The 24,951-nt window shown below is 74.1% G+C and carries 25 protein-coding genes; 17 read left to right on the forward strand and 8 right to left on the reverse strand.

Translation table 11 applies throughout. From position 1 onward, the window contains the following. Positions 1 to 106: 106 nt before the first annotated feature. On the reverse strand, positions 107 to 1,021 hold the full coding sequence (locus tag J4557_RS34885; RefSeq protein WP_208271038.1) for a LysR family transcriptional regulator: 915 nt from the start codon (positions 1,019 to 1,021) through the stop codon (positions 107 to 109). A gap of 78 nt (positions 1,022 to 1,099) precedes the next feature. Here J4557_RS34885 and J4557_RS51205 point away from each other — a divergent pair, with 78 nt between their 5' ends. The 8 genes from J4557_RS51205 (at position 1,100) to J4557_RS34920 (ending at position 8,444) form a co-directional block, all read left to right on the forward strand. Next, on the forward strand, positions 1,100 to 1,225 hold the full coding sequence (locus tag J4557_RS51205; RefSeq protein ID WP_279576283.1) for a hypothetical protein: 126 nt from the start codon (positions 1,100 to 1,102) through the stop codon (positions 1,223 to 1,225). A gap of 2 nt (positions 1,226 to 1,227) precedes the next feature. Next, complete coding sequence (locus J4557_RS34890; protein ID WP_208271039.1) at positions 1,228 to 2,682, forward strand: MFS transporter; 1,455 nt, start codon at positions 1,228 to 1,230, stop codon at positions 2,680 to 2,682. Between the two features lie 112 nt (positions 2,683 to 2,794). Continuing rightward, positions 2,795 to 3,139 (forward strand): DUF5713 family protein, encoded by a 345-nt coding sequence (locus J4557_RS34895; protein WP_208271040.1) that lies wholly within the window; start codon positions 2,795 to 2,797, stop codon positions 3,137 to 3,139. Positions 3,140 to 3,600: 461 nt separating this feature from the next. Further along, positions 3,601 to 4,068: a hypothetical protein gene (locus J4557_RS34900; RefSeq protein ID WP_208271041.1), complete on the forward strand. Its 468-nt coding sequence runs from the start codon at positions 3,601 to 3,603 to the stop codon at positions 4,066 to 4,068. A 189-nt stretch (positions 4,069 to 4,257) separates the two neighbouring features. Then, positions 4,258 to 5,058 (forward strand): IclR family transcriptional regulator, encoded by an 801-nt coding sequence (locus J4557_RS34905; RefSeq protein WP_243776819.1) that lies wholly within the window; start codon positions 4,258 to 4,260, stop codon positions 5,056 to 5,058. Between the two features lie 75 nt (positions 5,059 to 5,133). After that, the gene (locus J4557_RS51840; protein ID WP_208271043.1) at positions 5,134 to 5,751 is read left to right on the forward strand and encodes a TetR/AcrR family transcriptional regulator; all 618 of its coding nucleotides are present in this window, start codon (positions 5,134 to 5,136) and stop codon (positions 5,749 to 5,751) included. 36 nt (positions 5,752 to 5,787) lie between these two features. Beyond that, positions 5,788 to 7,779 (forward strand): NAD-dependent DNA ligase LigA, encoded by a 1,992-nt coding sequence (ligA, locus tag J4557_RS34915; RefSeq protein ID WP_208271044.1) that lies wholly within the window; start codon positions 5,788 to 5,790, stop codon positions 7,777 to 7,779. After that, entirely contained in the window at positions 7,779 to 8,444 is a 666-nt protein-coding gene (locus tag J4557_RS34920; protein ID WP_208271045.1) for a metallophosphatase domain-containing protein, read from the forward strand. Before ligA ends, J4557_RS34920 begins: the two co-directional genes overlap by 1 nt. 10 nt (positions 8,445 to 8,454) lie before the next feature. On the opposite strand, the gene J4557_RS34925 is transcribed toward J4557_RS34920, so the two are convergent. After that, positions 8,455 to 9,270 (reverse strand): SAM-dependent methyltransferase, encoded by an 816-nt coding sequence (locus tag J4557_RS34925; RefSeq protein ID WP_208271046.1) that lies wholly within the window; start codon positions 9,268 to 9,270, stop codon positions 8,455 to 8,457. A 200-nt stretch (positions 9,271 to 9,470) separates the two neighbouring features. On the opposite strand from J4557_RS34925, the gene J4557_RS34930 reads away from it, so the two are divergent. Next, entirely contained in the window at positions 9,471 to 10,478 is a 1,008-nt protein-coding gene (locus J4557_RS34930; RefSeq protein WP_243776820.1) for an ATP-dependent DNA ligase, read from the forward strand. A 1-nt stretch (position 10,479) separates the two neighbouring features. Here J4557_RS34930 and J4557_RS34935 read toward each other — a convergent pair whose 3' ends face one another. Further along, a complete protein-coding gene (locus tag J4557_RS34935; RefSeq protein WP_208271047.1) occupies positions 10,480 to 12,507 on the reverse strand; it encodes a SpoIIE family protein phosphatase in 2,028 nt (675 codons plus the stop codon). Between the two features lie 153 nt (positions 12,508 to 12,660). Between J4557_RS34935 and J4557_RS34940 the strand changes: the two genes are divergently transcribed. The 5 genes from J4557_RS34940 to J4557_RS34960 all read left to right on the forward strand — a co-directional run bounded on the left by J4557_RS34940 (position 12,661) and on the right by J4557_RS34960 (position 17,356). Next, positions 12,661 to 13,176 (forward strand): (2Fe-2S)-binding protein, encoded by a 516-nt coding sequence (locus J4557_RS34940; protein ID WP_208271048.1) that lies wholly within the window; start codon positions 12,661 to 12,663, stop codon positions 13,174 to 13,176. 2 nt (positions 13,177 to 13,178) lie between these two features. Then, positions 13,179 to 14,168, forward strand: a complete 990-nt coding sequence (locus J4557_RS34945; protein ID WP_208271049.1) for an FAD binding domain-containing protein — start codon at positions 13,179 to 13,181, stop codon at positions 14,166 to 14,168. After that, positions 14,165 to 16,432 (forward strand): xanthine dehydrogenase family protein molybdopterin-binding subunit, encoded by a 2,268-nt coding sequence (locus tag J4557_RS34950; protein ID WP_208271050.1) that lies wholly within the window; start codon positions 14,165 to 14,167, stop codon positions 16,430 to 16,432. The genes J4557_RS34945 and J4557_RS34950 overlap by 4 nt, the downstream gene beginning before the upstream one ends. Before the next feature lie 139 nt (positions 16,433 to 16,571). After that, a complete protein-coding gene (locus J4557_RS34955) occupies positions 16,572 to 17,084 on the forward strand; it encodes a hypothetical protein (RefSeq protein WP_208271051.1) in 513 nt (170 codons plus the stop codon). Beyond that, complete coding sequence (locus tag J4557_RS34960; protein WP_208271052.1) at positions 17,051 to 17,356, forward strand: hypothetical protein; 306 nt, start codon at positions 17,051 to 17,053, stop codon at positions 17,354 to 17,356. The genes J4557_RS34955 and J4557_RS34960 overlap by 34 nt, the downstream gene beginning before the upstream one ends. Positions 17,357 to 17,383: 27 nt before the next feature. Here J4557_RS34960 and J4557_RS34965 read toward each other — a convergent pair whose 3' ends face one another. Beyond that, positions 17,384 to 18,280 (reverse strand): LysR substrate-binding domain-containing protein, encoded by an 897-nt coding sequence (locus tag J4557_RS34965; RefSeq protein WP_208271053.1) that lies wholly within the window; start codon positions 18,278 to 18,280, stop codon positions 17,384 to 17,386. Between the two features lie 72 nt (positions 18,281 to 18,352). Here J4557_RS34965 and J4557_RS34970 point away from each other — a divergent pair, with 72 nt between their 5' ends. The 3 genes from J4557_RS34970 to J4557_RS34980 are packed head-to-tail and all read left to right on the forward strand — an operon-like array spanning position 18,353 to position 20,903. Continuing rightward, the gene (locus J4557_RS34970; protein ID WP_208271054.1) at positions 18,353 to 19,534 is read left to right on the forward strand and encodes a thiolase family protein; all 1,182 of its coding nucleotides are present in this window, start codon (positions 18,353 to 18,355) and stop codon (positions 19,532 to 19,534) included. Further along, positions 19,531 to 20,226, forward strand: coding sequence for a 3-oxoacid CoA-transferase subunit A (locus J4557_RS34975; protein WP_208271055.1), 696 nt, complete (start codon positions 19,531 to 19,533; stop codon positions 20,224 to 20,226). The genes J4557_RS34970 and J4557_RS34975 overlap by 4 nt, the downstream gene beginning before the upstream one ends. Before the next feature lie 2 nt (positions 20,227 to 20,228). Beyond that, positions 20,229 to 20,903, forward strand: coding sequence for a 3-oxoacid CoA-transferase subunit B (locus J4557_RS34980; RefSeq protein WP_208271056.1), 675 nt, complete (start codon positions 20,229 to 20,231; stop codon positions 20,901 to 20,903). A gap of 114 nt (positions 20,904 to 21,017) precedes the next feature. Here J4557_RS34980 and J4557_RS34985 read toward each other — a convergent pair whose 3' ends face one another. The 4 genes from J4557_RS34985 to J4557_RS35000 are packed head-to-tail and all read right to left on the reverse strand — an operon-like array spanning position 21,018 to position 24,940. After that, positions 21,018 to 22,280: an FAD-dependent oxidoreductase gene (locus tag J4557_RS34985; RefSeq protein WP_243776821.1), complete on the reverse strand. Its 1,263-nt coding sequence runs from the start codon at positions 22,278 to 22,280 to the stop codon at positions 21,018 to 21,020. 22 nt (positions 22,281 to 22,302) lie between these two features. After that, positions 22,303 to 22,947, reverse strand: coding sequence for a maleylpyruvate isomerase family mycothiol-dependent enzyme (locus tag J4557_RS34990; RefSeq protein ID WP_208271057.1), 645 nt, complete (start codon positions 22,945 to 22,947; stop codon positions 22,303 to 22,305). After that, positions 22,947 to 23,777, reverse strand: coding sequence for a fumarylacetoacetate hydrolase family protein (locus J4557_RS34995; protein ID WP_208271058.1), 831 nt, complete (start codon positions 23,775 to 23,777; stop codon positions 22,947 to 22,949). The genes J4557_RS34990 and J4557_RS34995 overlap by 1 nt, the downstream gene beginning before the upstream one ends. After that, on the reverse strand, positions 23,774 to 24,940 hold the full coding sequence (locus J4557_RS35000; RefSeq protein ID WP_208271059.1) for a cupin domain-containing protein: 1,167 nt from the start codon (positions 24,938 to 24,940) through the stop codon (positions 23,774 to 23,776). Before J4557_RS35000 ends, J4557_RS34995 begins: the two co-directional genes overlap by 4 nt. Positions 24,941 to 24,951 lie beyond the last annotated feature (11 nt).

Below are 24,951 nucleotides of genomic sequence, written 5' to 3' on the forward strand. Positions count from 1 at the left end.
GATCCCGTCTTAAAAGGTCAGGCCGCTGCCGAGTCGGGGAACTGCCTCCGCGGCTCCGATGGCGCGCGCATGGTCCGGCTCGAACGGGGCACCGAACCGATCTGGATCAGCCGTCTGCGGCGTCCGAGTGGTCGACTGCCGCTCGTGCCCGCGCCGCCGCCTCGGCGAAGGCGCGGACGTCGGCATGCCGTGCTCCGGCCGGCCACACGAGCGCCACATCGACCGGTGCCAGGTCCCGGACCGGGACGAAGGCCACGCCCGGGTGCTTGTGGAAGCGCAGCAGCGAGGCGGCGACGGGATGGGCGCCCTTGTGCCGCGCGACCAACTCCAGCATCTCGGTGTAGGAGGAGAAGACGTGCCGGCGTGGGATCAGCCGGCCGCTTGGCGTGTGCAGGGGGACGAAGGGGCAGGTCAGGCCGGTGGGCGACGAGCGGAGCGAGAAGACGCCGAGCTCGGCGAGATCCTCGACGCTCGCCGATCCGCGCTCGGCCAGGGGATGGCCGGCCGGGACGGCGAGGAGCCGCTCGTCGGTGCCGATCACCGGCCCGACGGCGACGTCCGGCACGTCGCCGACGGGCAGCCGGGCGACCAGCAGGTCGACCTCCTTGCGGCGCAGCGGACCGTAGGGGTCGTCGAGCGGGGTCTCGGAGAGGACCACCTCGCGTCCGGGGCGTTCCGCGCGGTAGGCCTCGATGGCCGCGTCGAGGATCGCACCTCCGGTGGCCCCGGCACACCCGACGCGCAGCACCTCGCCCGTCCGCGCCGCCTCCCTGCGGGACTCCTCCAGGACGGCGAGGAGTTGAGCGTACGTGGGAGCCAGGCCGTCGCGCAGCCGCGCGCCCAGCGGCGTCAAGGCCACGCTCCGACTGGTCCGTTCGAACAGCGTCCCTCCGATGCGGCGCTCGAATGTCCTGACGAGCTGGCTCACCCGCGATTGAGACAGCCCCACCTTCTCCGCCGCACGGCCGAAATGGAGGTTTTCGGCGACCGCCAGGAACACCTCGATCTCTCCGACGTCCACTGGTCCTCCCATCGATGAGCGCGACTGATCGAACATGATGCAGATCGCCGTTGTTCCGGCGCCGCGTTCGCTGAAAGCGTGGAATTCACGCCCGAGCCGGAAACCGACGAAAGAAGCCCGATGCCGATCGCCCCTGCCCGCGTCGCGGTCGGCATCAGCGGAGCGATCGGCGTCGGCCGGATTTCGCTGACCGATGAGGGATGAGGATGAGCGCTTCCACCGACGGCCTGCCCCTGAGGAACGAGACCGCGCCGGGCGCCGCCAAGGACCGAAGACGCCAGCGCCGCCTCGGCCTGGCCCTGATGGTGACCGCTCAGTTCATGGTCATCCTGGACGCGGCGATCGTGAACGTGGCTCTGCCGACGATCCAGCACTCCCTCGGCTTCTCCGCCGTCGGCGCCGAAGGGGTGATCACCGCGTACGCGACGGCCTTCGGCGGCGTGCTCGTCCTCGGCGGCCGATTGGCCGACCAGTTCGGGCATCGGCGGGTCTTCGTCGCCGGGCTCCTGGGCTTCGCCGCGACCTCGCTGGCGTGCGGCCTGGCCGGCGCCCCGGCGGTCCTGATCGGCGCCCGGGTCGCGCAGGGCCTCAGCGCCGCCGTCCTGGCGCCGGCGGCCCTGGCGCTGCTGACCACCACGTTCGAGGAGGGGGCCGAGCGCAACCGCGCCCTGGGGGTCTTCGGCGCGGCGACCTCGCTGGGGTTCGTCTCGGGCCAGATCTTCGGCGGCGTGCTGGCCGACACGCTCGGCTGGCGAAGCGTGTTCATCGTCAACGTCCCGGTCGCCGCGCTCGCCGCGCTGCTGACCGTCCGCACGATCCCCGCGTCGGTGCCGCCCGCCGCCCGCCGCAGGCCGGACGTCGCCGGAGCGGTGCTCATCACCTCGGCCGTCGCCCTGCTCGTCTGGGCGCCCACGTACGGCTCCCAGCACGGCTGGGCCTCGGCCGGGCTCTACGCCGCGGTCGCGGCGTCACTGCTCCTGCTCGCCGTCTTCATCGCCGTGGAGGCCAGGTACCGCGATCCCCTCATCCGGCTGTCGATGCTGCGTTCCCGGTGGCTCGCCGGCACCAACCTCGCCACCGCCGTCACCGGTGCGCTCAACGGCGCCGTGGTTCTCGTGTGCACGCTGTTCCTGCAGCAAGCCCGGCACTACACGCCGCTGGAGGCCGGGCTCGCGTTCGTCCCCACCGGACTCGCCGGCCTGCTGGCGGGGACGAGGCTCGCGGGACCGCTGGTCACCCGCTGGGGCGTCCGCGCCGTACTCGCCGTGATGCTCCTGACATCGGCCGCCGCCATCGCGGGCCTGGCCCGGCTGCCCGGCGGATACCTCGCGCTCCTTCCCTGGCTCGTGCTGATCGGCGCGGCGTTCACCACGGCCGCGGTCGCGACGACGGTCGCGGTCTCCTCCGGCGTCGCGCCCGGGGAACAGGGGATGGCGGCTGCGCTGCGGCAGACCGCCTACCAGTTGGGCGTCGCGATCGGGGTCGCCGTGCTGCTGTCCGTCGCCGCCACCCGCACCGAGCACCTGCTCGCGCAGCAAGCCCCGCCCAGCCGCGCCGACGCGCTCGCCTCGGGATTCCGCCTCTGCCTCGTCCTGCTCAGCGCGCTGTCGGCGATCGGCGGACTGGTCTCCTTCGCCATGCTCCGCCGAAAGCCCGACTGACAGCGATCGCTGTAGGCGAGCGCATCCGCCGGGTTCGGATGAACGTCCCCGGCGTTGTCAGTGGCGCCGTGAAGTATGCGCCGGAGACCGGCAGGGCGACGAGAGGGCAAGCATGGTGGCCGTGACGAACCAGAAGGTGCTCGAGCACGAGTTCCTCACCGGGATGTACAACGACGGGTACTTCCCCGATCACCTCGTCGACAAAGGCAAAGCGATCCTGGTGGGTCTGTGCGAGCGGATCGAGGCCGACCGGCCGGCGGATCTGGCGGCGCTCTACACGCTGACGCATGCCGCGACGGAGGAGTTCAACGCTCTGCAGGCGGAGTTCGACGCGGCCGGCAGCGAGATCGAGACGGTCGCCCGCGACGTGATCGGCGAAGAGTTCTGGTTCGTGGCCACCGCCTACGGCTTCGCCGAGGCCGACATCGAGGAGCTGATCGCCACCCGGGAATGGTGAACCGCGCCCGCCGCCGGCCGCCGCGGTGCCGCCGCCGGCGGGGCCGTGACGGCGGCCGCGTCGCCGCGACCGCCTCTGACCAGGCCGAGCGCGGCCTACGTCGCTAGACCACGCACCCGCAGGGACGGAGGACCTGGAGGTCGTCGCCCGCCTGCGTCGCTTCCCTGATCAGTTCGCCGCACAGCGGGCAGGGCTGACCGGCGAGGCCGGGTACGGCGGGAACCGGCGAGTGCCCGGCCTCGGCAACGGGCGAATCAAGGTGTTCGGCTGTCAGGTCCACGGCGCGCCATCCTACGACCGCGCCGTGCAGAAGGCCGCCCCGACAGACCGGCCGCCCCCTCAGAGAAGCGTCCGCAGGCACGAACGAAGGCGGTGGAGTTGGAAGGCCGCGGCATGCGGGACGGTCGGCGCTTCCCCCGGCGAACGCGAGTCCCTCGGCCGTTCGAGCGTAGATTCTCGGGGTGGGCGAGAGCGAAGGCGACCGGGCACCGCTGCGCTTCCGCGGGCCTGCGGACTACCGCGATGCGGCGCGCGACCCGGACACCGACGCGCGGACGCTGGCCTCTCTCGCCCGGTGCCCGTATCCGTTCGTCTGGCAGGCGCTGGCCGCGAACCCCGGCACGCCCGCGCACGTCCTGGGTGACCTGTGCTCGAAGAGGGACAGCGCGTGGAACGACGGCCGGCTCCTGCACCTGCTCGCCGAGCACCCGAGAGCCGATCGTGCCGTGCTGCTCGCAGTGCTGGCCGAGGTCGAGGCTCACCTGCTGACCTCCGCGAGCCGGCCGTACGCGGCCGTGCTCGCCCTCGCGGCCCGCCGGGAACTGAAGCCGGAGGAGGTGCAGCGCCTGGCCGCGCTGCCCGGTGCGTCAGCACGCATGCGAGCCGGTCTGAGACGTCGCCTCGCCGGACGAGAACCCGAAGCCCGTTAGCCTCTCCGGCCGCCGTCCCGCGCACCTTGCCTGCGCTCATTGCTTCCCTTCTGCGCACGTGAGCGCTACCTTGCGAGACAGAAACCAGAATTCACTTCAGTTTCGGAGGTGGTCGGGTTGACGTCAGCCGCCACGGCCGGGCGACGCGGGTGCCGTCCGCGGGAGCTCCCGCCGTCCATGGTCGAGCGGATGACGCTCATCCTGGACGCGTTCCGGGGTTCGACGACGCGGCTGACCCTCGAGGAGGTCGTCCACGCGTCGGGGCTCCCGCGGTCCACCACGCACCGGATCCTCGACCAGCTGGTGAGGGCGGCGTGGCTGGAGCACGCGCCGCCCGGGTACCTGCTCGGCCGCCGCTCCCTGCGGCTCGGCAGCGACGCCCAAGGGTTCGTCGACCTGCGCTCGGCCGCCGCCCCGGTGCTGCACGAGCTGCAGCTCAGGACCGGGATGGTCGTGCATCTCGCCGTGCTGGAGGGCGCTCGCGTCCGCTATCTGGACAAGATGGGCGGCCGGTTCGCGGCCAAGGTCCCCTCCCGGGTGGGCGGCAGCGCCGAGGCCCACTCCACCGCGCTCGGCAAGGCGATGCTGGCCCGCCTGCCGGCCGAGGAGGTCGACGCGCGGGTCGGTGCCCCGATGAGCAGGCTGACCCAGCGCACGATCGGCGACCTGCGGACCCTGTACCAGGAGCTGCACCGGATCCGCGACCGCGGCGGGGTCGCCTACGAGCGGGGCGAGCACACCCCCGGCATCTCGTGCGTCGCCGCGGCCGTGCGCGGCCCGGAGGGTCCGCTCGGGGCCGTCTCGCTCGCCGGTGACGCCGGATGCCTGCTGGAGACCGTCGCCCCGCTGGTGGCCGCCGCGGTGCGGACGATCTCGGCGGAGTTCGTCTCGGAGGTCGAGGGGCAACCCGCCGGCGCACCGGCGGAGACCTGGTCGGCCGAGACGCTGGCCCGCCTCGCGGCGATCGACCGGGACGCCGCCTGGATCTGAGCGGCCGCGGCTCCACGGGTGCGAGCCCCGGGGTGCGCACGGCACAATCGACCGCGTCGAGACGAAGGAGAAGCCGTGCCGCGCATCGCCGATCCCCGGCCGGCGGCCGAGCCCAGGTCGCCGCACCAGAAGGACCGCCACGAGCGCATCCTCCGGGCGGCGCGGAGGCTCGGCGGCGTGCACGACCTCGATCGCGTCCAGATGCAGGACGTGGCGAACGAGGCCGGGGTCGCGATCGCCACCCTGTACCGCTACTTCCCTTCGAAGACCCATCTGTTCGCCGCCGTGAAGCGCAGGCAGGTCGAACTCCTCTCGGAGGAGGTGGCCCGGCTGAGGGCGGCGTCGGAGAACCCCCTCGACGCCGTGGTGCGGACCCTGGTGCGGGCCAGGGAGCAGCTGATGCGGCGGCCGCAGCTGTCGCGCACGATCCTCCAGGCCGACCAGACCGCGCAGGCCACCGCGAACGGCCCCTGGTCGTCGGACCGCACGTTCCGCGACATGCTGCTCGCGGCGGCCGGCATCGATGCCCCCGGGCCCGCCGACGAGCGCCTGGTGCGGCTGCTCGAATCGTGCTGGTACGGCGTGCTGCTGTCCTGCCTGAACGGGAGGCTCTCCCCGGCGGAGGCGGACGTCGACATCCGTGTCTCGTGCGAGATGCTGCTCGGCGGGCGGCTGGACGGCACGACGGACTGACGGAGCAATGTCGGTGGTGTCGGTTTTAATCGAGGAGTGGACGTTGAAGAGCGCATCGCGGAGCTGACCGCCGAGGTCAGGCGGCTGAACGACCTGTACTACGGCACCGGTGACAGCCCGCTGCCGGACGCGGACTACGACGCGCTGAAGGACGAGCTGGCGGCGCTCGTCGCCGAGCACCCCGAGCTCGAACCGGCGGACAGCCCGCTCGGCAAGGTCAACGCCCCGGCGGAGCTGACCGGCCCGACCGTCCGGCACGCGCGGCCGATGCTCTCGCTGGCGAAGGCGACGAGCGAGGAGCAGATCCGCACGTTCTGCGAGCGCTTCGGCGGCCAGGTGTTCCGCGTGTCGGAGAAGCTCGACGGGCTCTCGCTCAGCGTCGTCTACACCGACGGAAGGCTCGACTACGTCGCCACCCGCGGCACCGGCGCGGTCGGTGAGCTGGTGACCGAGAAGGTGCGCCATGTGATCCCGGGGCTGCCGACCGGGATCGAGGCGCCCGGACGTGTCGAGGTCCGGGGCGAGGCCGTGATGCTGCGGTCGGTGTGGGCGGCCTACAACGAGGCGCATCCGGACAAGACGCTCACCAACCCGCGGTCGGGCGCCGCCGGGACGCTGGTGCTGAAGGACCCCGAGGCGGCGGCGAAGGCCCGGCGGCTGCTGCGGTTCTACGCGTTCGGCGCCGACCGCGACGGCGTCGCGATGGAGCTCCCGGAGGGCTTCGAGCCGGTCGCCCAGTACGTGTGCGCGTCCGCCGAAGAGGTGGTGGACGCGATCGACGAGATCGGCGGCCGCCGCGACGGGCTGGACTACGACATCGACGGCGCCGTGGTGCGGCTGCACGAGCCGGCGGCGTTCGACGCGGCGGGCTTCAACAGCGCCGAGCCGCGCGGGGCGATCGCGTTCAAGTACCCGCCGGAGGAGAAGCTGACCACGCTGCTGTCGGTCGAGTGGCCGGTCGGCAAGATCGGCCGCGTCCCGCCGCGCGCGAAGGTCGCGCCGGTGTTCGTCGGCGGCGTGACGGTGGAGAACATCACCCTGCACAACCCGCGCCTGATCCGCGAGCGCGACCTGCGGATCGGCGACACGGTGGCGGTCGTGCGGCGCGGCGACGTGATCCCGTTCGCGGGCCGGTCGCTGCCGGAGCGGCGCGACGGCAGCGAGGTCGAGATCGTCCCGCCGGCGCACTGCCCGTCGTGCGGATCGGAACTGGAGGTCCGCGGCACCGGAGAGGAGCGCTGGTGCGTGAACCTCCAGTGCCCGGCACAGGCGACGCGGCGGCTGATGCACTGGGCCTCGCGGCAGGCGGCCGACATGGAGGGCGTCGGCGACGTCTGGATCGAGAAGCTCGCCGAGGACGGCGTGCTCAAGCGCCGCAGCGACCTGTACGACCTGACCGCCGAGCAACTCCTCGGCTACGAGCGGATGGGCGAGGTCAGCGCCCGGAACATGGTCGACTCGATCGCGTCCTCCAAGGGCATGGGGCTGCGCCGCGCGCTGATCGGGCTGGCGATCCCGATGGCGTCCGAGGGCACGGCGAAGCGCCTGTGCCTGGCCGGCTACGAGCGCGTCGAGGACGTCGCGGCGGCGACCGCCGAGGACCTGGTGGCGATCCGCGACATCGGGCCGAAGGCCGCCGAGAGCATCGTGGCGTTCTTCGCCCGCCCGGACGTCCGGGAGGAGATCGCGGCGCTGCGCGAGCGCGGCGTGAACCTGGACGTGCTGGACGAGGACCGGCCGGTCGACGCGGCCGCCGCGGGCGACTCGCCGCTGAAGGGCGCGTCGGTCGTGATCACCGGCGCCTTCACCGACCCGCGCTCGGGCGCGAAGATCAGCCGGCCGGACGTCACGCGCCTGGTCGAGCAGGCGGCGGCGGCGACCGCCTCGTCGGTCTCGGCCGTCACCGACTACCTGCTCGCCGGCGCCAACGTCGGCGCGGCGAAGACCGGCAAGGCCGAGAAGCTCGGGGTCAGGGTCGTGCAGCAGGACGAGCTGTGGCGCTGGCTGGCCGAGGCCGGGGTGATCTGATGCGCATCGTCGCGGTGGCCGACACGCACACCTACCACCACGACCTCGCCGTCCCCGAGGGGGACGTCTTCGTCCATGCGGGCGACCTGTGCCGGCGCGGCGAGGACCTCGCGGAACTCGAGGAGGCCGCCGACTGGCTGCACGCCCTCCCCCACCGGACGAAGGTCGTCGTCGCCGGCAACCACGACCGGATGCTGGAGGACCGGCCCGGCCGGGCCCGCGCCGTCCTGGCCGAGCGCGGCATCCGCTACCTGCAGGACGGCGGAACCGAGATCGACGGCGTCACGTTCTGGGGCAGCCCCTGGCAGCCGGAGTTCAACGACTGGGCCTTCAACCTTCCCCGCGGCCGCCCGCTGGCCCGCAAGTGGGCCCTGATCCCCGAGCGGGTCGACGTCCTGATCACGCACGGCCCGCCGCTGGGCATCGGCGACGCCGGCGCCCCGCCGGGCCGCCACGGCTGCGCGGACCTCCTGGCGCGGGTGCGGCAGGTCCGCCCCAAGCTGCACCTGTTCGGGCACATCCACCAGGACGGCGGGCTCTGGCACCACGGCGGGACGGCCTTCGCGAACGTCACCACCTGGGAGTGCGAACGCGGGCCCACCGTCATCCGGCTGGACCCGGCGGGCGCCGTCGGCGAGGTCGTGCCTCCCGCACGCTCCCGCTGACCGGACCGGTTCAGGGCTTGAGGGCGACGCCGCTCCACATGGTGGACGGGGTGGAGGCCAGGGCCGGGTCGTCCGGGCGCCATTCGGGGGCCCGGACGAGGCCGGGCTCGACCAGGTCGAGGCCGTCCAGGAACGCCGCCACCTGGTCGCGGCTGCGCAGCGTGATCGTCTGCGCCATGGCGTCGTTCAGCCGGTCGGCCATGTTCGCCATCCGGGCGGCCTGGATGTCGGTGGCCGGATGGGAGATCGCCACGTAGCTGCCGCTCGGGACCGCGTCGACGAGCGTGCGGACGACCCCGGACGGGTCGGACCCGTCCGGCACGTACTGCAGGATCGCGATCAGCATCACCGCGAGCGGCCGCTCGAAGTCCAGGATCTCCCGCGCCGCGTCCAGGACGGTGCCGGTGTCGCGGACGTCGGCGTCGATGTAGGAGGTGGCGCCGGCCGGGGTGCCGTTGAGCAGCGCGCGGGCGTGCGCGAGCACGACCGGGTCGTTGTCGACGTACACGACGCGGCTCTCGGGGGCGGCGGCCTGCGCGACCTCGTGGGTGTTGTCGGCCGTCGGGATGCCGGTGCCGATGTCCAGGAACTGCCGCACGCCCCGCTCGGCGGTCAGGAAGCGGACGGCGCGGGCCAGGAACGCCCGGGTGTTGCGCACCGAGGCGACCATGTCGGGCAGCGCGGCGATGGCCTGTTCCGCGGCCTCCCGGTCGGGCGCGTAGTTGTCCTTGCCGCCGAGCCAGTAGTCCTGGATGCGGGCGATGTGCGCTACGCCGGTGTCGAACGAGGGCGTGTCCGGCGCCCCGTCGTGCGTCTCGCCGGCCATCGTCGGACCTCCAGACCTTCCGGCGCCGAGTCGCCGCCCAGCCTAGACCGGCACGATCGGCGGAGTGGGGGCTTCGGGGCGGCTCGTCCGGCCGCCGGGGCCCGGGGGCAATGGGCCGGCCATGCCCTGTCCAAGAATCCCGCCACCGCGCTGTCCCCTACCGGGTTGCGGGTAGCCGCACGTCACAGGGGGTGGCGGCTATGCGCATCGGTGGGCCCGTCGTCCCGATGGCGGCGACGGCGATCGACCGCGTCCCGGACGAGGCGGCCTGTCCCGGCGGGTGCCGGTACGAGCCCAAGTGGGACGGGTTCCGCGCGCTGGCGATCGTGAACGAGAAGGGCGGCGTGCGCCTGTGGTCGCGGCGCCTGAAGAGCTTCAACGACGCGTTCCCCGAGGTCGTGCTCGCGGTCTTCGACGCGCTGCCGCCGGGGACCGTGGTCGACGGCGAGATCGTCCGCTGGGGGCGCGACGGGCGCCTGGACTTCGCGGCGTTGCAGCGCCGGCACGTCGCCGGGCGCCGCCGCCGCGAGCTCGCGCTGACCGAGCCGTGCCATTACGTGGTGTTCGACGTGCTGGAGACCGGCGGGACCGACTACCGGCCGAGGCCGCTGTCCGAGCGCCGCGAGGTCCTCGAACGCCTCCTCGCCGGGGTGCCTGACACGTCCCGGATCGTGCTGTGCCCGCAGATGCGCGATGTGGGCGAGGCCCGGGTGTGGTTCGAGGTCCTTCCCGCGCAGGGCATCGAGGGCCTCGTCGTCAAGGCCGCCTCGGGCCGCTACCAGGAGGGCAAGCGCGGCTGGTGGAAGGTCAAGCACCGCACCACCACCGAAGCCGTCGTCGGCGGTGTCACGGGCAGCGCCGCCGCCCCGGAGACCCTGATCCTCGGCCGGTACCGGCCGGACGGGCGGCTTCGCGTCGTCGCCCGCTCCGGTCCGCTGCCCCCGGCCGCGCGCCGCGAGCTCGCCGGTCTCCTGGCGCCCGCCGGGGACGACCACCCGTGGCCGGCGGTCCTGCCCGCCGGGTGGGCCGGTGGAATGCCCGGCGCGGAGGCACCGATCCCGTACGTCCGGGTCGTCCCGGACCTCGTCGTCGAGATCAGCGTGGACGCCGCGACGGAGCACGGCCGCTGGCGCCATTCGGTGCGGTACGTCCGGACGCGCGGCGAGCTGCACCCGATGCAGATTCCCAAGGACCTCGACCTGGAGTGACTCAGGACGGCGCTAGGGTCCGGGCGAGGAGGAGGGTGACGTCGTCCTCGGCGGTCCTCGTCACCATCGCGTCGATCACGCTGGTGCAGAGGCCGTCCAGCGGGCCCTCGGTCCCGGCCAGCGCGGCGCCGAGGCGGCGCATGCCCTCGTCGAGATCGTCGTCGCGGCGCTCGATCAGCCCGTCGGTGTACAGGGCCATCAGGGACCCCTCGCCGAACTCGAACTCGACGGACTCGTGCACGCCCAGCCCGAGGCCGATCGGGGTGCCCGCGGGAGGATCGACGAAGGAGACGCCGCCGCCGGGGTCGACGATCGCCGGCGGCAGGTGCCCGGCCGACGCCAGGGTGCAGCGCCGGGCGGCCGGGTCGTAGACGGCGTACAGGCAGGTGGCCGCGATCGGCGACAGGGCGCTGCCCTGCTCCTCCTCGTCCTGGCGGGCGTACAGCTCGTCGAGGCGGGCGAGCAGCTCGGCCGGGGGGAGGCCGAGGTAGGCCAGCGTCCGCATGGCGGTGCGCAGGCGCCCCATGCTCGCGGCGGCGTTGATCCCGTGCCCGGTCACGTCCCCCACCACGAGGGCGAGGCGGGAGTCGGGCAGCGAGATCGTGTCGTACCAGTCGCCGCCGACGCCCTGGTGGACGTCGGACGGCAGGTAGCGCGAGGCCAGCTCCATCACGTCCCCGCCGTACAGCCTGCGCGGCAGGAGCTGCCGCTGGAGGGCGAGGGACGCGTCGTGCTCGCGGGTGTACTGGCGCGCGTTGTCCAGGCTCAGCGCGGCCCGGGCCGCGAGCTCCTCGGCGAGCACCAGGTCGTCCCTGGTGTACTGCGCCTTGGTGTCGGTGCGGACGAACACGGCGATGCCGAGGAGGCTGCCGCGGGCCCACAGCGGGACGATGATCAGCGTGTGCATGCCCATGGCGGCGATGACCCGGGCGCGGTGGGGGTCGTCGTCGAGCCAGTTGCCGGGCGAGGTGTCCATCTCGGGTTCGAAATAGGAGCGGCCCGAGGCGAGGACCTTGGTGAACGGGGACCCGGGCGGCACGTACACCGGCTGCCCCAGCGGCCACAGGGCCTCGGGGACGCCGTCGTGGATCGAGGCGAGGCCCGCGCGGCGGAACACCGGGATGCCGTTCTGGTTGGCCTCCAGCCGCTCCAACGGCTCGGTCCCGGGCATGACGGCCTCGGTGAGGTCGACGGTGGCGTAGTCGGCGAACGCCGGGACGGCGAGGTCGGTGAGCTCCTGCGCGGTCCGCTGGACGTCGAGGGTGGTGCCGATCTGGACGCTGGCCCGGCGGAGCAGTGCCAGCCGCTCCCGCGCCCTGCTGTGGGTGATGTCGATGGCCATGAGGCAGACGCCGAGCGGCCGCGAGTCCAGGGCCTCGACGCGGAACAGGAAGGTCGAGAAGGTGCGTTCGCGGTCCGCCCCGCCCCAGCGGGACTCGCGGTCCAGCACCGGGACGCCGTCGGCGAGCACCTCGCGGATCAGTTCCGGCGGGACCAGCGGGTCCTCCTCGCCCTGCGCCTCGGGCAGCGGCCGGCCGACCTCGAAGCAGGGGAAGAAGCCCTCCAGCCGCTGCGCCTGCTCGTTCCGCCAGACCGACCGCAGGTCGGTGTCCCAGACGACCATCACGACGGGCGCGGCGCTGAGCAGCGGCTCCAGCACGGACGTGCCGAGGGTGAAGACCGACGCGGGGATCGCCGCGACCACCCAGGCGGGCGCCCCGCCCGGGGTGTCGATCCGGATCCGCTCCAGGTGGGTGACGATCTGGTCGCCGTCGCGGTGGCGCAGGTCGACCATGCCGATCCGGTAGTCGTCGTCGCCGTGGCCGCCGTTCCACGTCCAGATCCGCGTCGCGCGGTCGCGCTCCATGCGCAGGTCCGTGCCGGGCCGGCCGAGGATCTCCGCCGCCGGATAGCCGAGGAGCTCTCCCGCCGCCTTGGACCAGCCGACCACGTCGCCCCGGTCGTCGAGTACGGCGACCGCCGGTACGGGAGCGTCCGTGCCGTGCCCCCAGATGTTGCTGCGAGCCATGGGGCCATACAACCACGCGGCCCCTCGCGAAGAGCATCTGACCTGCGCCGATCCGCTCACCGTCCGGTCCCGGCCCGGAGTGAGATCCGTCACCGCATGGGCATGATGGGACACGGACAGTGATCATCAGTCGACCAGTGAGGGACCGCCCGCATGGGGACGGACATCAAGGCGGCGCCGGCGGAGACCGGGGCCGAGGCCAGGACGATCGCGCTCACCGTCAACGGCCGCGAGCGCGAGGCGCGCGTCGAGCCCCGGGTGAGCCTGCTGGACGCGCTGCGCGAGCATCTCGGGCTGACCGGCTCGAAGAAGGGCTGCGACCAGGGCGCCTGCGGCGCCTGCACGGTGTGGGTGGACGGCCGCCGGGTGCTGGCCTGCCTCACCCTCGCGGTCACGTGCGACGGGCGCGAGGTCACCACCATCGAGGGGCTCGGGGACGGCGACGGCCTCCATCCGATGCAGGCGGCGTTCGTCGCCCATGACGCCCTGCAGTGCGGCTTCTGCACGCCGGGGCAGATCATGTCCGCGGTCGCGCTGCTGGACGAGGGGCACGCCGCCGACGACTCGGAGATCGCCGAATGGATGAGCGGCAACCTCTGCCGCTGCGCCGCCTATCCGAACATCCGGGCCGCGATCCGCGAGGTCCGCGACGCGGCGGGCGGTGCGTGACGGTGCGCCCCTTCGGTTACGCGCGGGCGGCCGACGTCGAGACGGCGATCGCGACGGTCCGGGAGCATCCGGGCGGCGCGTTCCTCGCGGGCGGCACGACCGAGGTCGACCTCGTCCGGCAGAACGTCCTGCGGCCCGACCTGCTGGTGGACATCAACGATCTGCCCCTGGACGGGATCGAGGATTTGCCGGACGGGGGCCTGCGCATCGGCGCGCTCGCGCGGATGAGCGACGTCGCCCGGGCCGCCGGTGTCGCCGACCGGTTCCCGATGCTCGCGCAGGCGCTGCTGCTGGGCGCCTCCGCGCAGCTGCGGAACATGGCCTCGATGGGCGGCAACCTGTGCCAGCGGGTGCGGTGCGGGTACTTCCGCGACGCGGCCTCGCCGTGCAACAAGCGCGACCCCGGCAGCGGATGCGCCGCCATCGACGGGTTCCACCGCGGGCACGCCGTCCTCGGCACCAGCGACCGGTGCATCGCCGTGCACCCGTCCGACGCCGCGGTCGCACTCGCCGCGCTGGACGCGGTGGTGCGCACCCGCGGTCCGGGCGGCGAGCGGGCCATCGCGATCGACGACTTCTTCCTGCTGCCCGGGGACACCCCGGAGCGCGAGCGCCCGCTTGACCACGCAGAGCTGATCACCGCCATCGAGGTCCCCGCGGTCCCGGTGGCGCGCCGGTCGGTCTACGTGAAGGTCCGGGACCGCGCGTCGTACGAGTTCGCGCTCGCCTCGACCGCGGCGGCGATCCATGTCCAGGACGGCGCGATCGCCGACGTGCGGCTCGCCCTCGGCGGGGTCGCGACCAAGCCGTGGCGCGCGCGGGCCGCCGAGCGGAGCCTCCTCGGCGGTCCCGCCACGCCGGACGCCTTCGCCGAGGCGGCCGACCGGGAACTGGCGGCGGCCGTGCCGCGGCCACTGAACGCCTACAAGGTCGAACTGGCGCGGCGGACGATCGTCCGGGCGCTGGCGACGCTCGCGGAGGACGGACGATGAGCGGGTCCATCGGGCGGGAGACGGCCCGGGTCGACGGCCCGGCGAAGGTCACCGGCGCGGCGCGGTACTCGGCCGAGTTCCCGCTGCCCGGCCTCGCCCACGCGCAGATCGTCGGCGCCCGCGTGGCCGCCGGGCGCATCGCCTCGATCGACACCGCGGCGGCGGAACGCGCCGACGGCGTCGCCGCGGTCCTCACCCACCGCGACCTGCCCGGTGTCGCGGACGTGCCGCTGGTGCCCTCCCTGATGGGCGGTCCGGCGCCGGGCGAGACGTTCTTCCCGATGCAGGACGACGCCGTCCACTACGCGGGCCAGCCGATCGCGATCGTCGTGGCCGACACCCTGGAGCAGGCCCAGCACGCCGCCACGCTGGTCCGGGCCGAGTACGCCGAGACCCCGTCGGTCACCACCATCGAGCAGGGCCGCCGGGACGCCTACGAACCGGAGAAGATCTTCGGCGGCTTCATGCCGGCGCAGCTGCACCGGGGGGACGTCGAAGAGGGGATGGCGGCGGCGGACGTGCGCGTCGACGCCGCGTTCCGATTCGCGGCCAACCACCACAACGCCCTGGAGATGCTGACGACCACCGCCGAATGGGACGGCGACCGGCTCACGCTGCACGACTCCTGCCAGGGGATCAAGGCCGTGCAGCTGACCGTCGCCGCGCTCCTCGGCCTCTCCCCGTCCAGGGTCCGGGTGCTGACGAGGTTCGTCGGCGGCGCGTTCGGGTCCAAGGCGATGGTCTGGCCGCACGTGGCCCTCACCGCGCTGGCCGCCCGGCACGTCCGGCGGCCGGTCCGGCTCGTCGTCACGCGCGGGCAGATGTTCACCTCCTGCGGGCACCGCGAGGAGCAGGAGCAGCGCGTCCTGCTCGGGGCGCGGCGCGACGGGGCGCTCACCGCGATCCGGCACCACAAGATCTCGCTGACCTCGCCGTTCGACGACTGGGCCGAGCCCGCGTTCGGCGCCGCCTCGCAGCTGTACGCCTCCCCCGCCTTCGAGGGCGTGCACCGGCTGGTGCGCGGCAACACCATGACGCCCACGTTCACCCGCGGGCCCGGCGAGGCCGCCGGGGTGTTCAGCCTCGAATGCGCGATGGACGAGCTCGCCTGCGAGCTCGCCGTCGACCCGGTGGACCTGCGGCTGCGCAACCTCGCCGAGGTCGACCCGAACACCGGCCACCCCTGGTCCAGCGGCGGGCTGGCCGAGTGCCTGCGGCTCGGCGCGGAACGGTTCGGCTGGGCCGGCCGCGACCCCGCGCCCGGAGCGCGGCGCGAGGGGAACCAGCTCGTCGGGACCGGGATGGCCGCCGCCGCGTACCCCGTCGCGTTCTTCATGCGCACCCAGCGGGCCCGCGCCCGCCTGTACTCCGACGGCACCGCCGTCGTGTCCACCGCCGCGCAGGAGTTCGGCACCGGCATGACCACCGTGCTGACGCAGGTCGCCGCCGACGGCCTCGGCGTCGACCTGCGCGACGTGCGGCTCGACTTCGGCGACACCGACCTGCCGACCGCCGGCTCCCCCGTGGGGTCCAACGGCGCGATGATGGTCAGCGCCGCCGTGCACAACGCGGCCACCGCCCTCCGGGACCAGCTGATCGCCATGGCGGTCGTCGATCCCGACTCGCCGCTGCACGGCGCCCACCCGGCCGACGTCACCGCCACCGGCGGGCGCCTGTCCCTGCCCGGCGGCGCGGGCGAGGGCTACCGGGACCTGATGGAACGCCACCGCGCCAACGACGCCGAGGCCATCGGCAGCTGGGACCCGCCGCCCCTGGACACCCCGTACGGGCTGCTGACCTTCGGCGCCCAGTTCGCGGAGGTCGCCGTCGACGCCGACCTCGGCCTTGTCCGGGTCCGGCGGATGACCGGCGTGTTCGCGCCGGGACGCGTCCTCAACCCCATGACGGCGCGCAGCCAGCTGATGGGCGGCATGCTCTGGGGCATGAGCCAGGCCCTGCTCGAAGGCACCCGGATGGACACCGGCCTCGGCCGCTGGGCCAACGCGAGCCTCGGCGACTACCTGGTGCCGGTCAACGCCGACGCGCCGGACGTCGACGTCGCCCTCATCGAGGTCGACGACCCGGTCACCGGCCCGCTCGGCGTCAAGGGCGTCGGCGAGATCGGGCAGGTGGGGTCGGCCGCCGCGATCGCCAACGCCGTCCACCACGCGACCGGGCACCGCGTCCGCGAACTGCCGATCACGGTCGAGCACCTGCTGCCGCACCTGCCGGTCCCGGCCGCGGCCCGGTCCGGGACCGGATGAGCGGCGCCGCCCGGGGGCGGGAACGGGCGGCCGGCCTCGTCTGCGGCAGCACGTCGCCGCTGCCCGCGCGGCCGTCGCTGACCACCCCGCGCACCGGCTGCCCGCGCCCGCCGCCGAGCGGCGGTGCCGGCACCTGGCCGTGGTCGAGCGGTCCGACCTGCGGGGCGTCTTCCAGGCCGGGGCGGGACCCGCCGCCGCGGCCACGTTCCCCGCGAACCTGCCGCTTGCCGCCGCGCTGTTCACCGCCATGCTCCAGCTGACGCTGGTCTGCGAGCGCTGGCCGCCGGCCGGCCTGGGCCGGCTCTCCTCGGGCTCCGCCGCGCTGGCCCTCACCTGGGCGATCGGGGCGGGGGCGTACCTCCTGCTGGTCGACCACGACGCCGTCCCGGCCGCGGAGCGGGCCGCCGAGGGGCTGCGCGGCCCCGGCGGCCCCGTCGCCGCCGCCGACTTCGGCTCGGCGCTGGCCGCGGTCGGGGTCTGGCAGGGGGTGTTCTTCATCGCGCTGCGCGGCCGGCCCGTCAACGCGCTCGCCCGGCGGGCGCCGCGGCTGCTCGTCGGCAACGTCCTCGTCATCGTCCCCGGAGCCGTCACCTACCTGGTCTTCCGCGAGCTCGCCGGATGGCGGCCGTCAGCGCCGCCTGCGGCTGCGTGATCGGCGCCGTCCTCGTCGTGGCCGTCCTGTTCGAGGACTGGCCCGCCGCCCGCCTGAGGCCCCTGCCGAACCGCGTCCTCACCCTCGTCCTCGTCGCGCTGGTCGCGCTCGTCCTGCACCGCGCCTTCGGCGCCTACGCCGCCGGCCGGCACTGGACGAGGGCGACCGCGGACGACTGGGTCACCACCGCCGCGCTCGGCTTCCTCGGCACCGCGATCGTCCTGTGCGTGGGCGTCGGGCTCCGCTGGCCCTTCGCGCCGAAGGACCCGTAGCCGCGCGGACCCGCGGCCCCGGCGCGCTCAGGCGGCCGGTTCCTGGACGATCCGCCGGACGACGGAGACGGCGCGCGCCAGGTGGGGTTCGGTGCGGTCGGTCCGGTGGGCGATGGCGAGGTCGACGCCGGCGTCGGGACGGGCCAGGGGCCGGAAGGCGACGCCGTCGAGGGCCAGGGCCGTCACCGGTTCGGGGACGACGGCCGCGCCGAGGCCGCCCGCGACGAGGGTGACCAGGGTCGAGGTCTCACCGACCTCGTGGCGGATCCGGGGCTCCACGGCGGCGTCGCGGAAGAGGCCGAGCACCACGTCGTACATCACGGAGCGGCGGTCCGCGGAGTGCACGATGAGGTCGGCGCCCGCCAGGTCGGCGACCTCCACCTGCGGCAGGGCGGCCAGCGGGTGGTCGGCGGGGACGGCGACCACGAGCCGGTCGCGGCGCAGCGGCAGGACGGTGAGGGACAGATCGGCGATCGGGGGGCGCAGCAGCGCGAGGTCGATCTCGCCGGTGCGCAGCGCGGCGGCCTGGTCGGGCACGAGCATCTCGCCGCGGAAGGAGAAGTCGACGCCGGACAGTTCGAGGGAGAGGCCGCGCGAGAGGGCGGGCAGGAGGCTGTAGGTGGCCGAGCCGACGCAGCCGATCGTGAGGTGCCCGACGGCTCCGGCCGCGATCCGGCGGGCCTCGTGGGCCGCCTCGTCGACCTCGGCGAGGATCCTCCGGGCGCGTGCGAGGTAGCCGCGGCCCGCGTCGGTGAGGTCGACCCGGCGCGTGCTGCGGTGGAGGAGCTCGACGCCGAGGTCGGTCTCCAGCCGGCGGATCGCCTGGGAGAGCGGCGGCTGGGCCATGGTGAGCCGTTCGGCGGCGCGCCCGAAGTGGAGTTCCTCGGCGACGGCGACGAAGTACCGCAGGTGACGGAGATCCATATGGAGTGCATATCAATCGGTGTGAATATTGATACTTCACTGTATCAAGGGAGGCCACCTAGCCTCGAGGGCATGAGCACCTACCTGTACTCGGCCGTCCGGACGCCGTTCGGGCGGTTCAACGGCGCCCTGGCGGGCGTGCGGCCCGACGACCTCGCGGCGGGCGTGATCACCGCGCTGCTGGAGCGGGCGCCCCGGCTGGACCCCGCGGCGGTCGGCGAGGTCGTCTGGGGGAACGCGAACGGCGCGGGCGAGGAGAACCGCAACGTCGGCCGGATGGCCGCGCTGCTCGCCGGGCTGCCGACGAGCGTGCCCGGCACGACCGTCAACCGGCTGTGCGGGTCCAGCCTCGACGCGGCGATGATCGCCTCCCGGACGATCGAGACGGGCGACGCCGACGTGGTGCTGGCCGGCGGGGTCGAGTCGATGACCCGGGCGCCGTGGGTGCTGTCGAAGCCGGCGAAGGGCTTCCCCGCCGGGAACGTCACCGCGGTGTCGACCACGCTCGGCTGGCGGCTGGTGAACCCGCGCATGCCGAAGGAGTGGACCGTCTCCCTGGGCGAGGCCAACGAGCTGCTCCGGGAGAGGTACGGTGTCGGCCGCGCGCGCCAGGACGCGTTCGCCCTGCGCTCGCACCGGCTCGCGGCGGCCGCCTGGGACGAGGGCTTCTACGACGACCTGGTCGTCCCCGTCGAAGGGCTGAAGCGCGACGAGGGCATCCGCGCGGACACGTCGCTGGAGAAGCTGTCCGGGCTGAAGCCGAGCTTCCGGCCGGACGGCACCATCACCGCCGGCAACGCGTCGCCGCTGAGCGACGGCGCGTCCGCCCTGCTGCTCGGCTCCGCCGGGGCCGCCGACCGGATCGGCCTGGAGCCCCTGGCGCGCGTCGCCGGACGGGGCGCGTTCGCCCTCGACCCGCAGGACTTCGGGTACGCCCCGGTCGAGGCGGCGAACCGCGCCCTCGCACGGGCCGGGATCGGCTGGGACCGGGTGGGCGCCGTCGAGCTGAACGAGGCCTTCGCCGTGCAGTCACTCGTCTGCGTCGACGCCTGGGGCGTCGACCCGGAGATCGTCAACACCCGGGGCGGCGCGATCGCGCTCGGGCACCCGCTCGGGGCCAGCGGCGCCCGCGTCCTCGGCACGCTCGCGAAGGTGCTCCGCGAGCGCGGCGAGCGCTGGGGCGTCGCCGCCATCTGCATCGGCGTCGGGCAGGGCCTCGCCGTCGTCCTGGAGAACACGGAGGCGGGGGCGTGAGCCGCACGGAGATCCTGGACAGCATCGACGAGGCCGTCCGCGGGATCGAGGACGGCAGCACCGTCCTGGTCGGCGGCTTCGGCTTCGCGGGCATGCCGTTCGACCTCATCGACGGGCTGATCCGGCAGGGCGCGAAGGACCTCACCATCGTGTCCAACAACGCCGGCAACGGGGACGTCGGGCTCGCCGCGCTGCTCAAGGCCGGACGGGTGCGCAAGGTGATCTGCTCCTTCCCCCGGCAGAGCGACTCCTACGTCTTCGACGAGCTGTACCGGGACGGGAGGATCGAGCTGGAGATCGTGCCGCAGGGCAACCTCGCCGAGCGGATGAGGGCGGCGGGCGCGGGCATCGGCGCCTTCTACTGCCCGACCGGTGTCGGCACCCCGCTGGCGGAGGGCAAGGAGACCCGGACGATCGACGGCCGCGTCCACGTCCTGGAGTACCCGATCAGGGGCGACGTGGCGCTGATCAGCGCCCACCGCGCCGACGCGCTGGGCAACCTCGTCTACCGCAAGACCGCCCGCAACTTCGGCCCCGTCATGGCGACGGCCGCGGCCACCACGATCGTGCAGGTGGGCGGCGTCGTCGCCGCCGGGGACCTCGACCCGGAGGCGGTCGTCACGCCCGGCATCTACGTCGACCGCGTGGTGCGGGTCGAGGAACGCCACTACACCGTCCAAGGAGCACGCTGACGATGTCCCCCACCACCGGGCCCGCCGCGGAGTCCCCCGCCGCCGGGCCCCTCACCCCGGACGAGCTCGCCGCGGTCGTCGCCCGCGACATCCCGGAGGGCTCCTACGTCAACCTCGGCATCGGCCGTCCCACCAAGGTCGCCGACCACCTCCCGGACGGCTCGGGCGTCGTGCTGCACACCGAGAACGGCATGCTCAACATGGGGCCCGCCGCGACGGGCGACGAGATCGACCCGGACCTCACCAACGCCGGGAAGGTCCCGGTCACCGAGCTTCCCGGCGCGTCCTACTTCCACCACGCGGACTCGTTCGCGATGATGCGCGGCGGCCATCTCGACGTGTGCGTGCTGGGCGCGTTCCAGGTCTCGGCCACCGGGGACCTCGCGAACTGGAGCACCGGCGCCCCCGGCGCCATCCCGGCCGTCGGCGGCGCGATGGACCTGGCCATCGGCGCCAAGCAGGTGTTCGTGATGATGACGCTGTTCGACAAGCAGGGCCGGTCGAAGCTGGTGCCCGCGTGCACCTACCCGCTGACCGGAGTCGGCTGCGTCAGCCGGGTCTACACCGACGTCGCCGTCATCGACGTCGGCCCGGACGGCGCGTCGGTCCGCGAGACCTTCGGCATCACGCTCGACGAGCTCCGCGAGCGGGTGCCGGTCCCGCTCAAGGGCGCCTGACGCCGGAGCGGCCCGGCGGCCGCGACCCGACTCACGGGACCGCGGCCGCCGGGCCGCTCCTTTCTCCAGGTGGTGCGGTGCCGGGCCGGCTCGCCCGCCGGCCCGGCACCGGGCTCAGCCGCCGGTCCCGGTGAGCGCGTCCGGCCGCGCGGACGCCAGCGGGATCGGCGTGAACATCGGGGGCTCCTCGGACGGGTCCAGCGCGGTCGGCCCGTAGAGCCAGTCCACGAACGCGTAGTCGTAGGTGTCGCGCTCCCGCAGCAGGACGTTCCGCCGCCGCCGGGCGAGCCCGTCGAGATGCCACAGCTCGCCCCAGGCGCGCGACGTGGTGACGACGCGGCGGCAGTGCTCGGGCCGAACGGCCTGGTAGGCGGCGAGGACGGCCGGCCAGTCCACCGACCCGTCCCCCGCGAGGTGCCGGGCGACCTGCTCGCCGAGCACCCACCCGTCCTCGATCGCCATGATCGCGCCCTGCGCGATGTACTGCAGCGGCGGGTGCGCGGCGTCGCCGAGCAGCGCGATGCTCCCGTCCACCCACGTCATGATCGGGTCGCGGTCGTACATCCGCCACCACCGGTCGCGCCACATGTCGGGCAGCCCGCCGCGGACGAAGTCGCAGGTCCCGGCGAACGCCGCGTCCAGCTCGTCGGGCGTCCCCCAGTCCTCCTCGCCCGCACGGGCCTTGGGCGACTCGAAGACGGCGACCTGGTTCAGCAGCTCGCCGCCGCGCAGCCCGTAGTGGACGAAGTGGCAGCGGGGGCCGACGTACACGACGACCTCGGACAGGTCGACCTCCGCGGCCCGGCCGCTCGCGGTCGGCGTCGTGCCCCGGTAGGCGACGTACGCCGACGACACGGGCTCGTCGTCCACGATCAGCCGCCGCGCCACCGAGTGCAGCCCGTCGGCCGCGATGACGACCCGCGCCTCCTCGACGCGGCCGCCGGCGAGCGTCACGCTCGCGCCGCCGGCGGTGTTCGCGCAGGCGGTGACCTGCTGCGACGTCCGCAGGTCGACGCCGGCGCGCTCGCAGGCGCGCAGCAGCATGGCGTGCAGGTCGCTGCGGTGGATGACCAGGTACGGGAAGCCGTAGCGGCGCTCCAGGTCGCGCAGGTCCAGGCGGGTCAGCTCGGTGCCGTCGACGGCGTCGCGCATGATCATCGCTTCGGGCAGGACGCCGAGGCTCCTGGCCTCGTCCAGCAGGCCGTAGTCGTCGAGGATGCGCGTGCAGTTGGGGGCGAGCTGGATGCCCGCGCCGACCTCGCCGAAGGCGGAGGCCCGTTCGAGCACGCGGACCGCGAGGCCGCGGCGGCTCAGCGCGTACGCGGCGCCCAGCCCGCCGATCCCGCCGCCGACGACGATCACATCAGGGTCGGTCATGGTCTCTTCCTTCTCGGGCGCCTCAGAGCCAGGGGCCGAGGGTCGGGGCGTCGGCGAGGGCGTGCGGGCGGCCGGCCAGCCAGGCGGCGACCTCGGGCCGCGGCCCGTCCGGCAGCGACTGCTCGTTCGGCGACGCGGCGTCCAGGCCGCGCTTGGCGGCGATGTCGGTGATGAGGGCGTCCAGGAAGCCGCCCGGCAGGTCCGCGAAGGACGTCCCGCGGTCCAGGTCGACGGCGTGGACGAACGTCTCCCGCGACCGCATCCAGGGCACCTCGGCGGCGGGGACGGAGCGGCCCTGCGCCGTGACGACCTCGGCGCGCCACTGCCGCTCGGTGAGCGCGTCCATCGCCGTCCGCAGCTCCCCGCTGGAGCGGGCCAGCCACTCGGCCAGCTCGGGACCGGTCATCCGGGCGCCGCGCTCGATCCCGGCCGCGCGCTCTTCGGGCGAGGCGTACATGGGGGTCTCCTCGCCGGTGGCGGCCCAGTGCACCAGGTTGCCGAGCGCGTCGGCGTTCGCGGCGACGTGCGCGACGAGGTGCCTGCGGGACCAGCCGGGCAGCAGGCAAGGGGCGTCGTAGTCCGCCTCGGTCAGGCCGCCGGCGGCGTCGAGGAACAGGTCCGTGCCCTCCCGCGCCCAGCGGACGGCGTCGTCGAGCGTGCGGGCCATCAGGCGTCCTTGACGACGCGGTTGACGCAGGCGCCGAGGCCGTCGATCTCGGTCACGACCGTCTCGCCGCCGGTCAGGTAGACCTTCGGGTCGCGGGCGTGGCCCACGCCGGCCGGGGTGCCGGTGGCGATCAGGTCGCCGGGCCGCAGCCGGACGATCGTCGAGACGTATTTGACCAGGAAGACGGGGTCGAACAGCAGCGTCCCGGTGTCGTCGGACTGCATCTCCTCGCCGTCGACCAGGGTCCGCACCCGCAGCGCGGGACGGACGCCGCCGACCTCGTCGGGGGTCACCAGGTACGGGCCGACGGGGGTGGAGGAGTCCCAGATCTTGCCCTGCGTCCACTCGATGGTGCGGAACTGCCAGTCGCGCACCGACACGTCGTTCATGACGGTGAACCCGGCGATCGCGGCCTCCGCCTGCGCGTCGTCCGCGCGCCGGACCTCCGCGCCGATGACGACGGCGAGCTCCACCTCCCAGTCGAGGGCGTCGGTCTCGGCGGGCTTGACGATGTCGTCGCGGGCGCCGATCAGGCTGTCGGCGAACTTGGGGAACAGCGTCGGGTACGCCGGGAGCTCCCGCCCCATCTCCTTGATGTGGTCGGAGTAGTTGTGGCCGACGCAGATCACCTTCGACGGGTTCGGCACGACGGGCGCGAAGTCGGCGCCCTCGACGTCGTGGACGGCGCCGGAGGCGCCCGCCGCCCTCGCCCGCCAGTCCGGCTCGGCGAGGAGGGCGCCCAGGTCGGGGTACCCGAGGTCGACGAGCCCGCCGCCGTCGAGGCGGACGGCGCGGGTCCCGGCGGCGGTGCGGATGGTGGAGAGCTTCATCGGGCGTCGTCCTCAGCGGTTCGGTCGGTGGCGGTTCGGTGGAGTTTGAGGGCCTCGAAGATCGGCGCGTCGCCGAAGCGGAACAGGTCCAGGGCCCCGGAGTCGGAGTCGGACGGCCCGGCCTCGGACCGGGCCGAGAACGGTTCCCACGAGGGGACGACGAACAGGTCCCCGCGCGTCACCGACCAGGTCCGGTCGCCGACCGAGACCGTGCCGGAGCCGTCGAAGACCTGGTAGACGCTGGAGCCGGTCTCGCGGACCGGGGCCGTCTCGGCGCCGCGGGCCACCCGGTGGAACTCGGCGCGCAGGGTGGGGAGCACGTCGGTGCCGTCGGCGGGGTTGGCGTAGCGGACGGCGGCGTGGCCGGGCTCCACCGTGGCGGCGTGCCCCTCCCTCTCCAGCGCGAGCTGGTCGGCGAGCGCGCGGTCGGTGTGCTCCCACTTGTAGGAGAGCAGCGGCGAGCCGGGGGCGGTGTGGCCGACGCCGACGGGGCGCAGCCCGGGGTGGCCCCAGAGCCGCTCGGAGCGGGACCGCTCGGGCGTGGCGCGCTCGGCGTCGGAGATCTCGTCGCGCCCGAACTCGAAGAACTGCGTCTCGGTCAGGTACTGGAACGGGATGTCGAGGCCGTCGATCCAGGCCATCGGCCGGTCGGTGGCGTTGTGGTGGGCGTGCCAGTTCCAGCCGGCCTGCGGCAGGAAGTCGCCGCGGTTCATCGGCACGGGGTCGCCGCCGACGACCGTCCACACCCCGGAGCCCTCGACGACGAAGCGGAAGGCGTGCTGGGTGTGGCGGTGCTCGGGGGCGTCCTCGCCGGGCATGAGGTACTGGATCGCCGCCCACAGGGTCGGGGCGGCGAACGGGCGGCCGCCCAGCCCCGGGTTGGCGAGGGCGATCGCGCGGCGCTCGCCGCCGCGGCCGACCGGGACGATCCGCCCCGCCCGGTCGGCGAGGCGGACCAGGCGGTCCCACTTCCACACGTGCGGGACGGCGCTGGAGCGCGGATGGGGCGGCATGAGGCCGCCGATCTCGGTCCACAGCGGGACGAGGAGTTCGGCCTCGAAGCCGCGGTAGAGGTCCTCGAGCTCGGGGGTGACCTCCGGCTGGCCGGGCGCGTCGACGGCCCGCAGCCGCACCGGCGAGGCCGCGGCAGGAGTGCTGGTCATACCCGCAATCG

The organism is Actinomadura nitritigenes, assembly GCF_017573545.1.
GTDB lineage: Bacteria > Actinomycetota > Actinomycetes > Streptosporangiales > Streptosporangiaceae > Spirillospora > Spirillospora nitritigenes.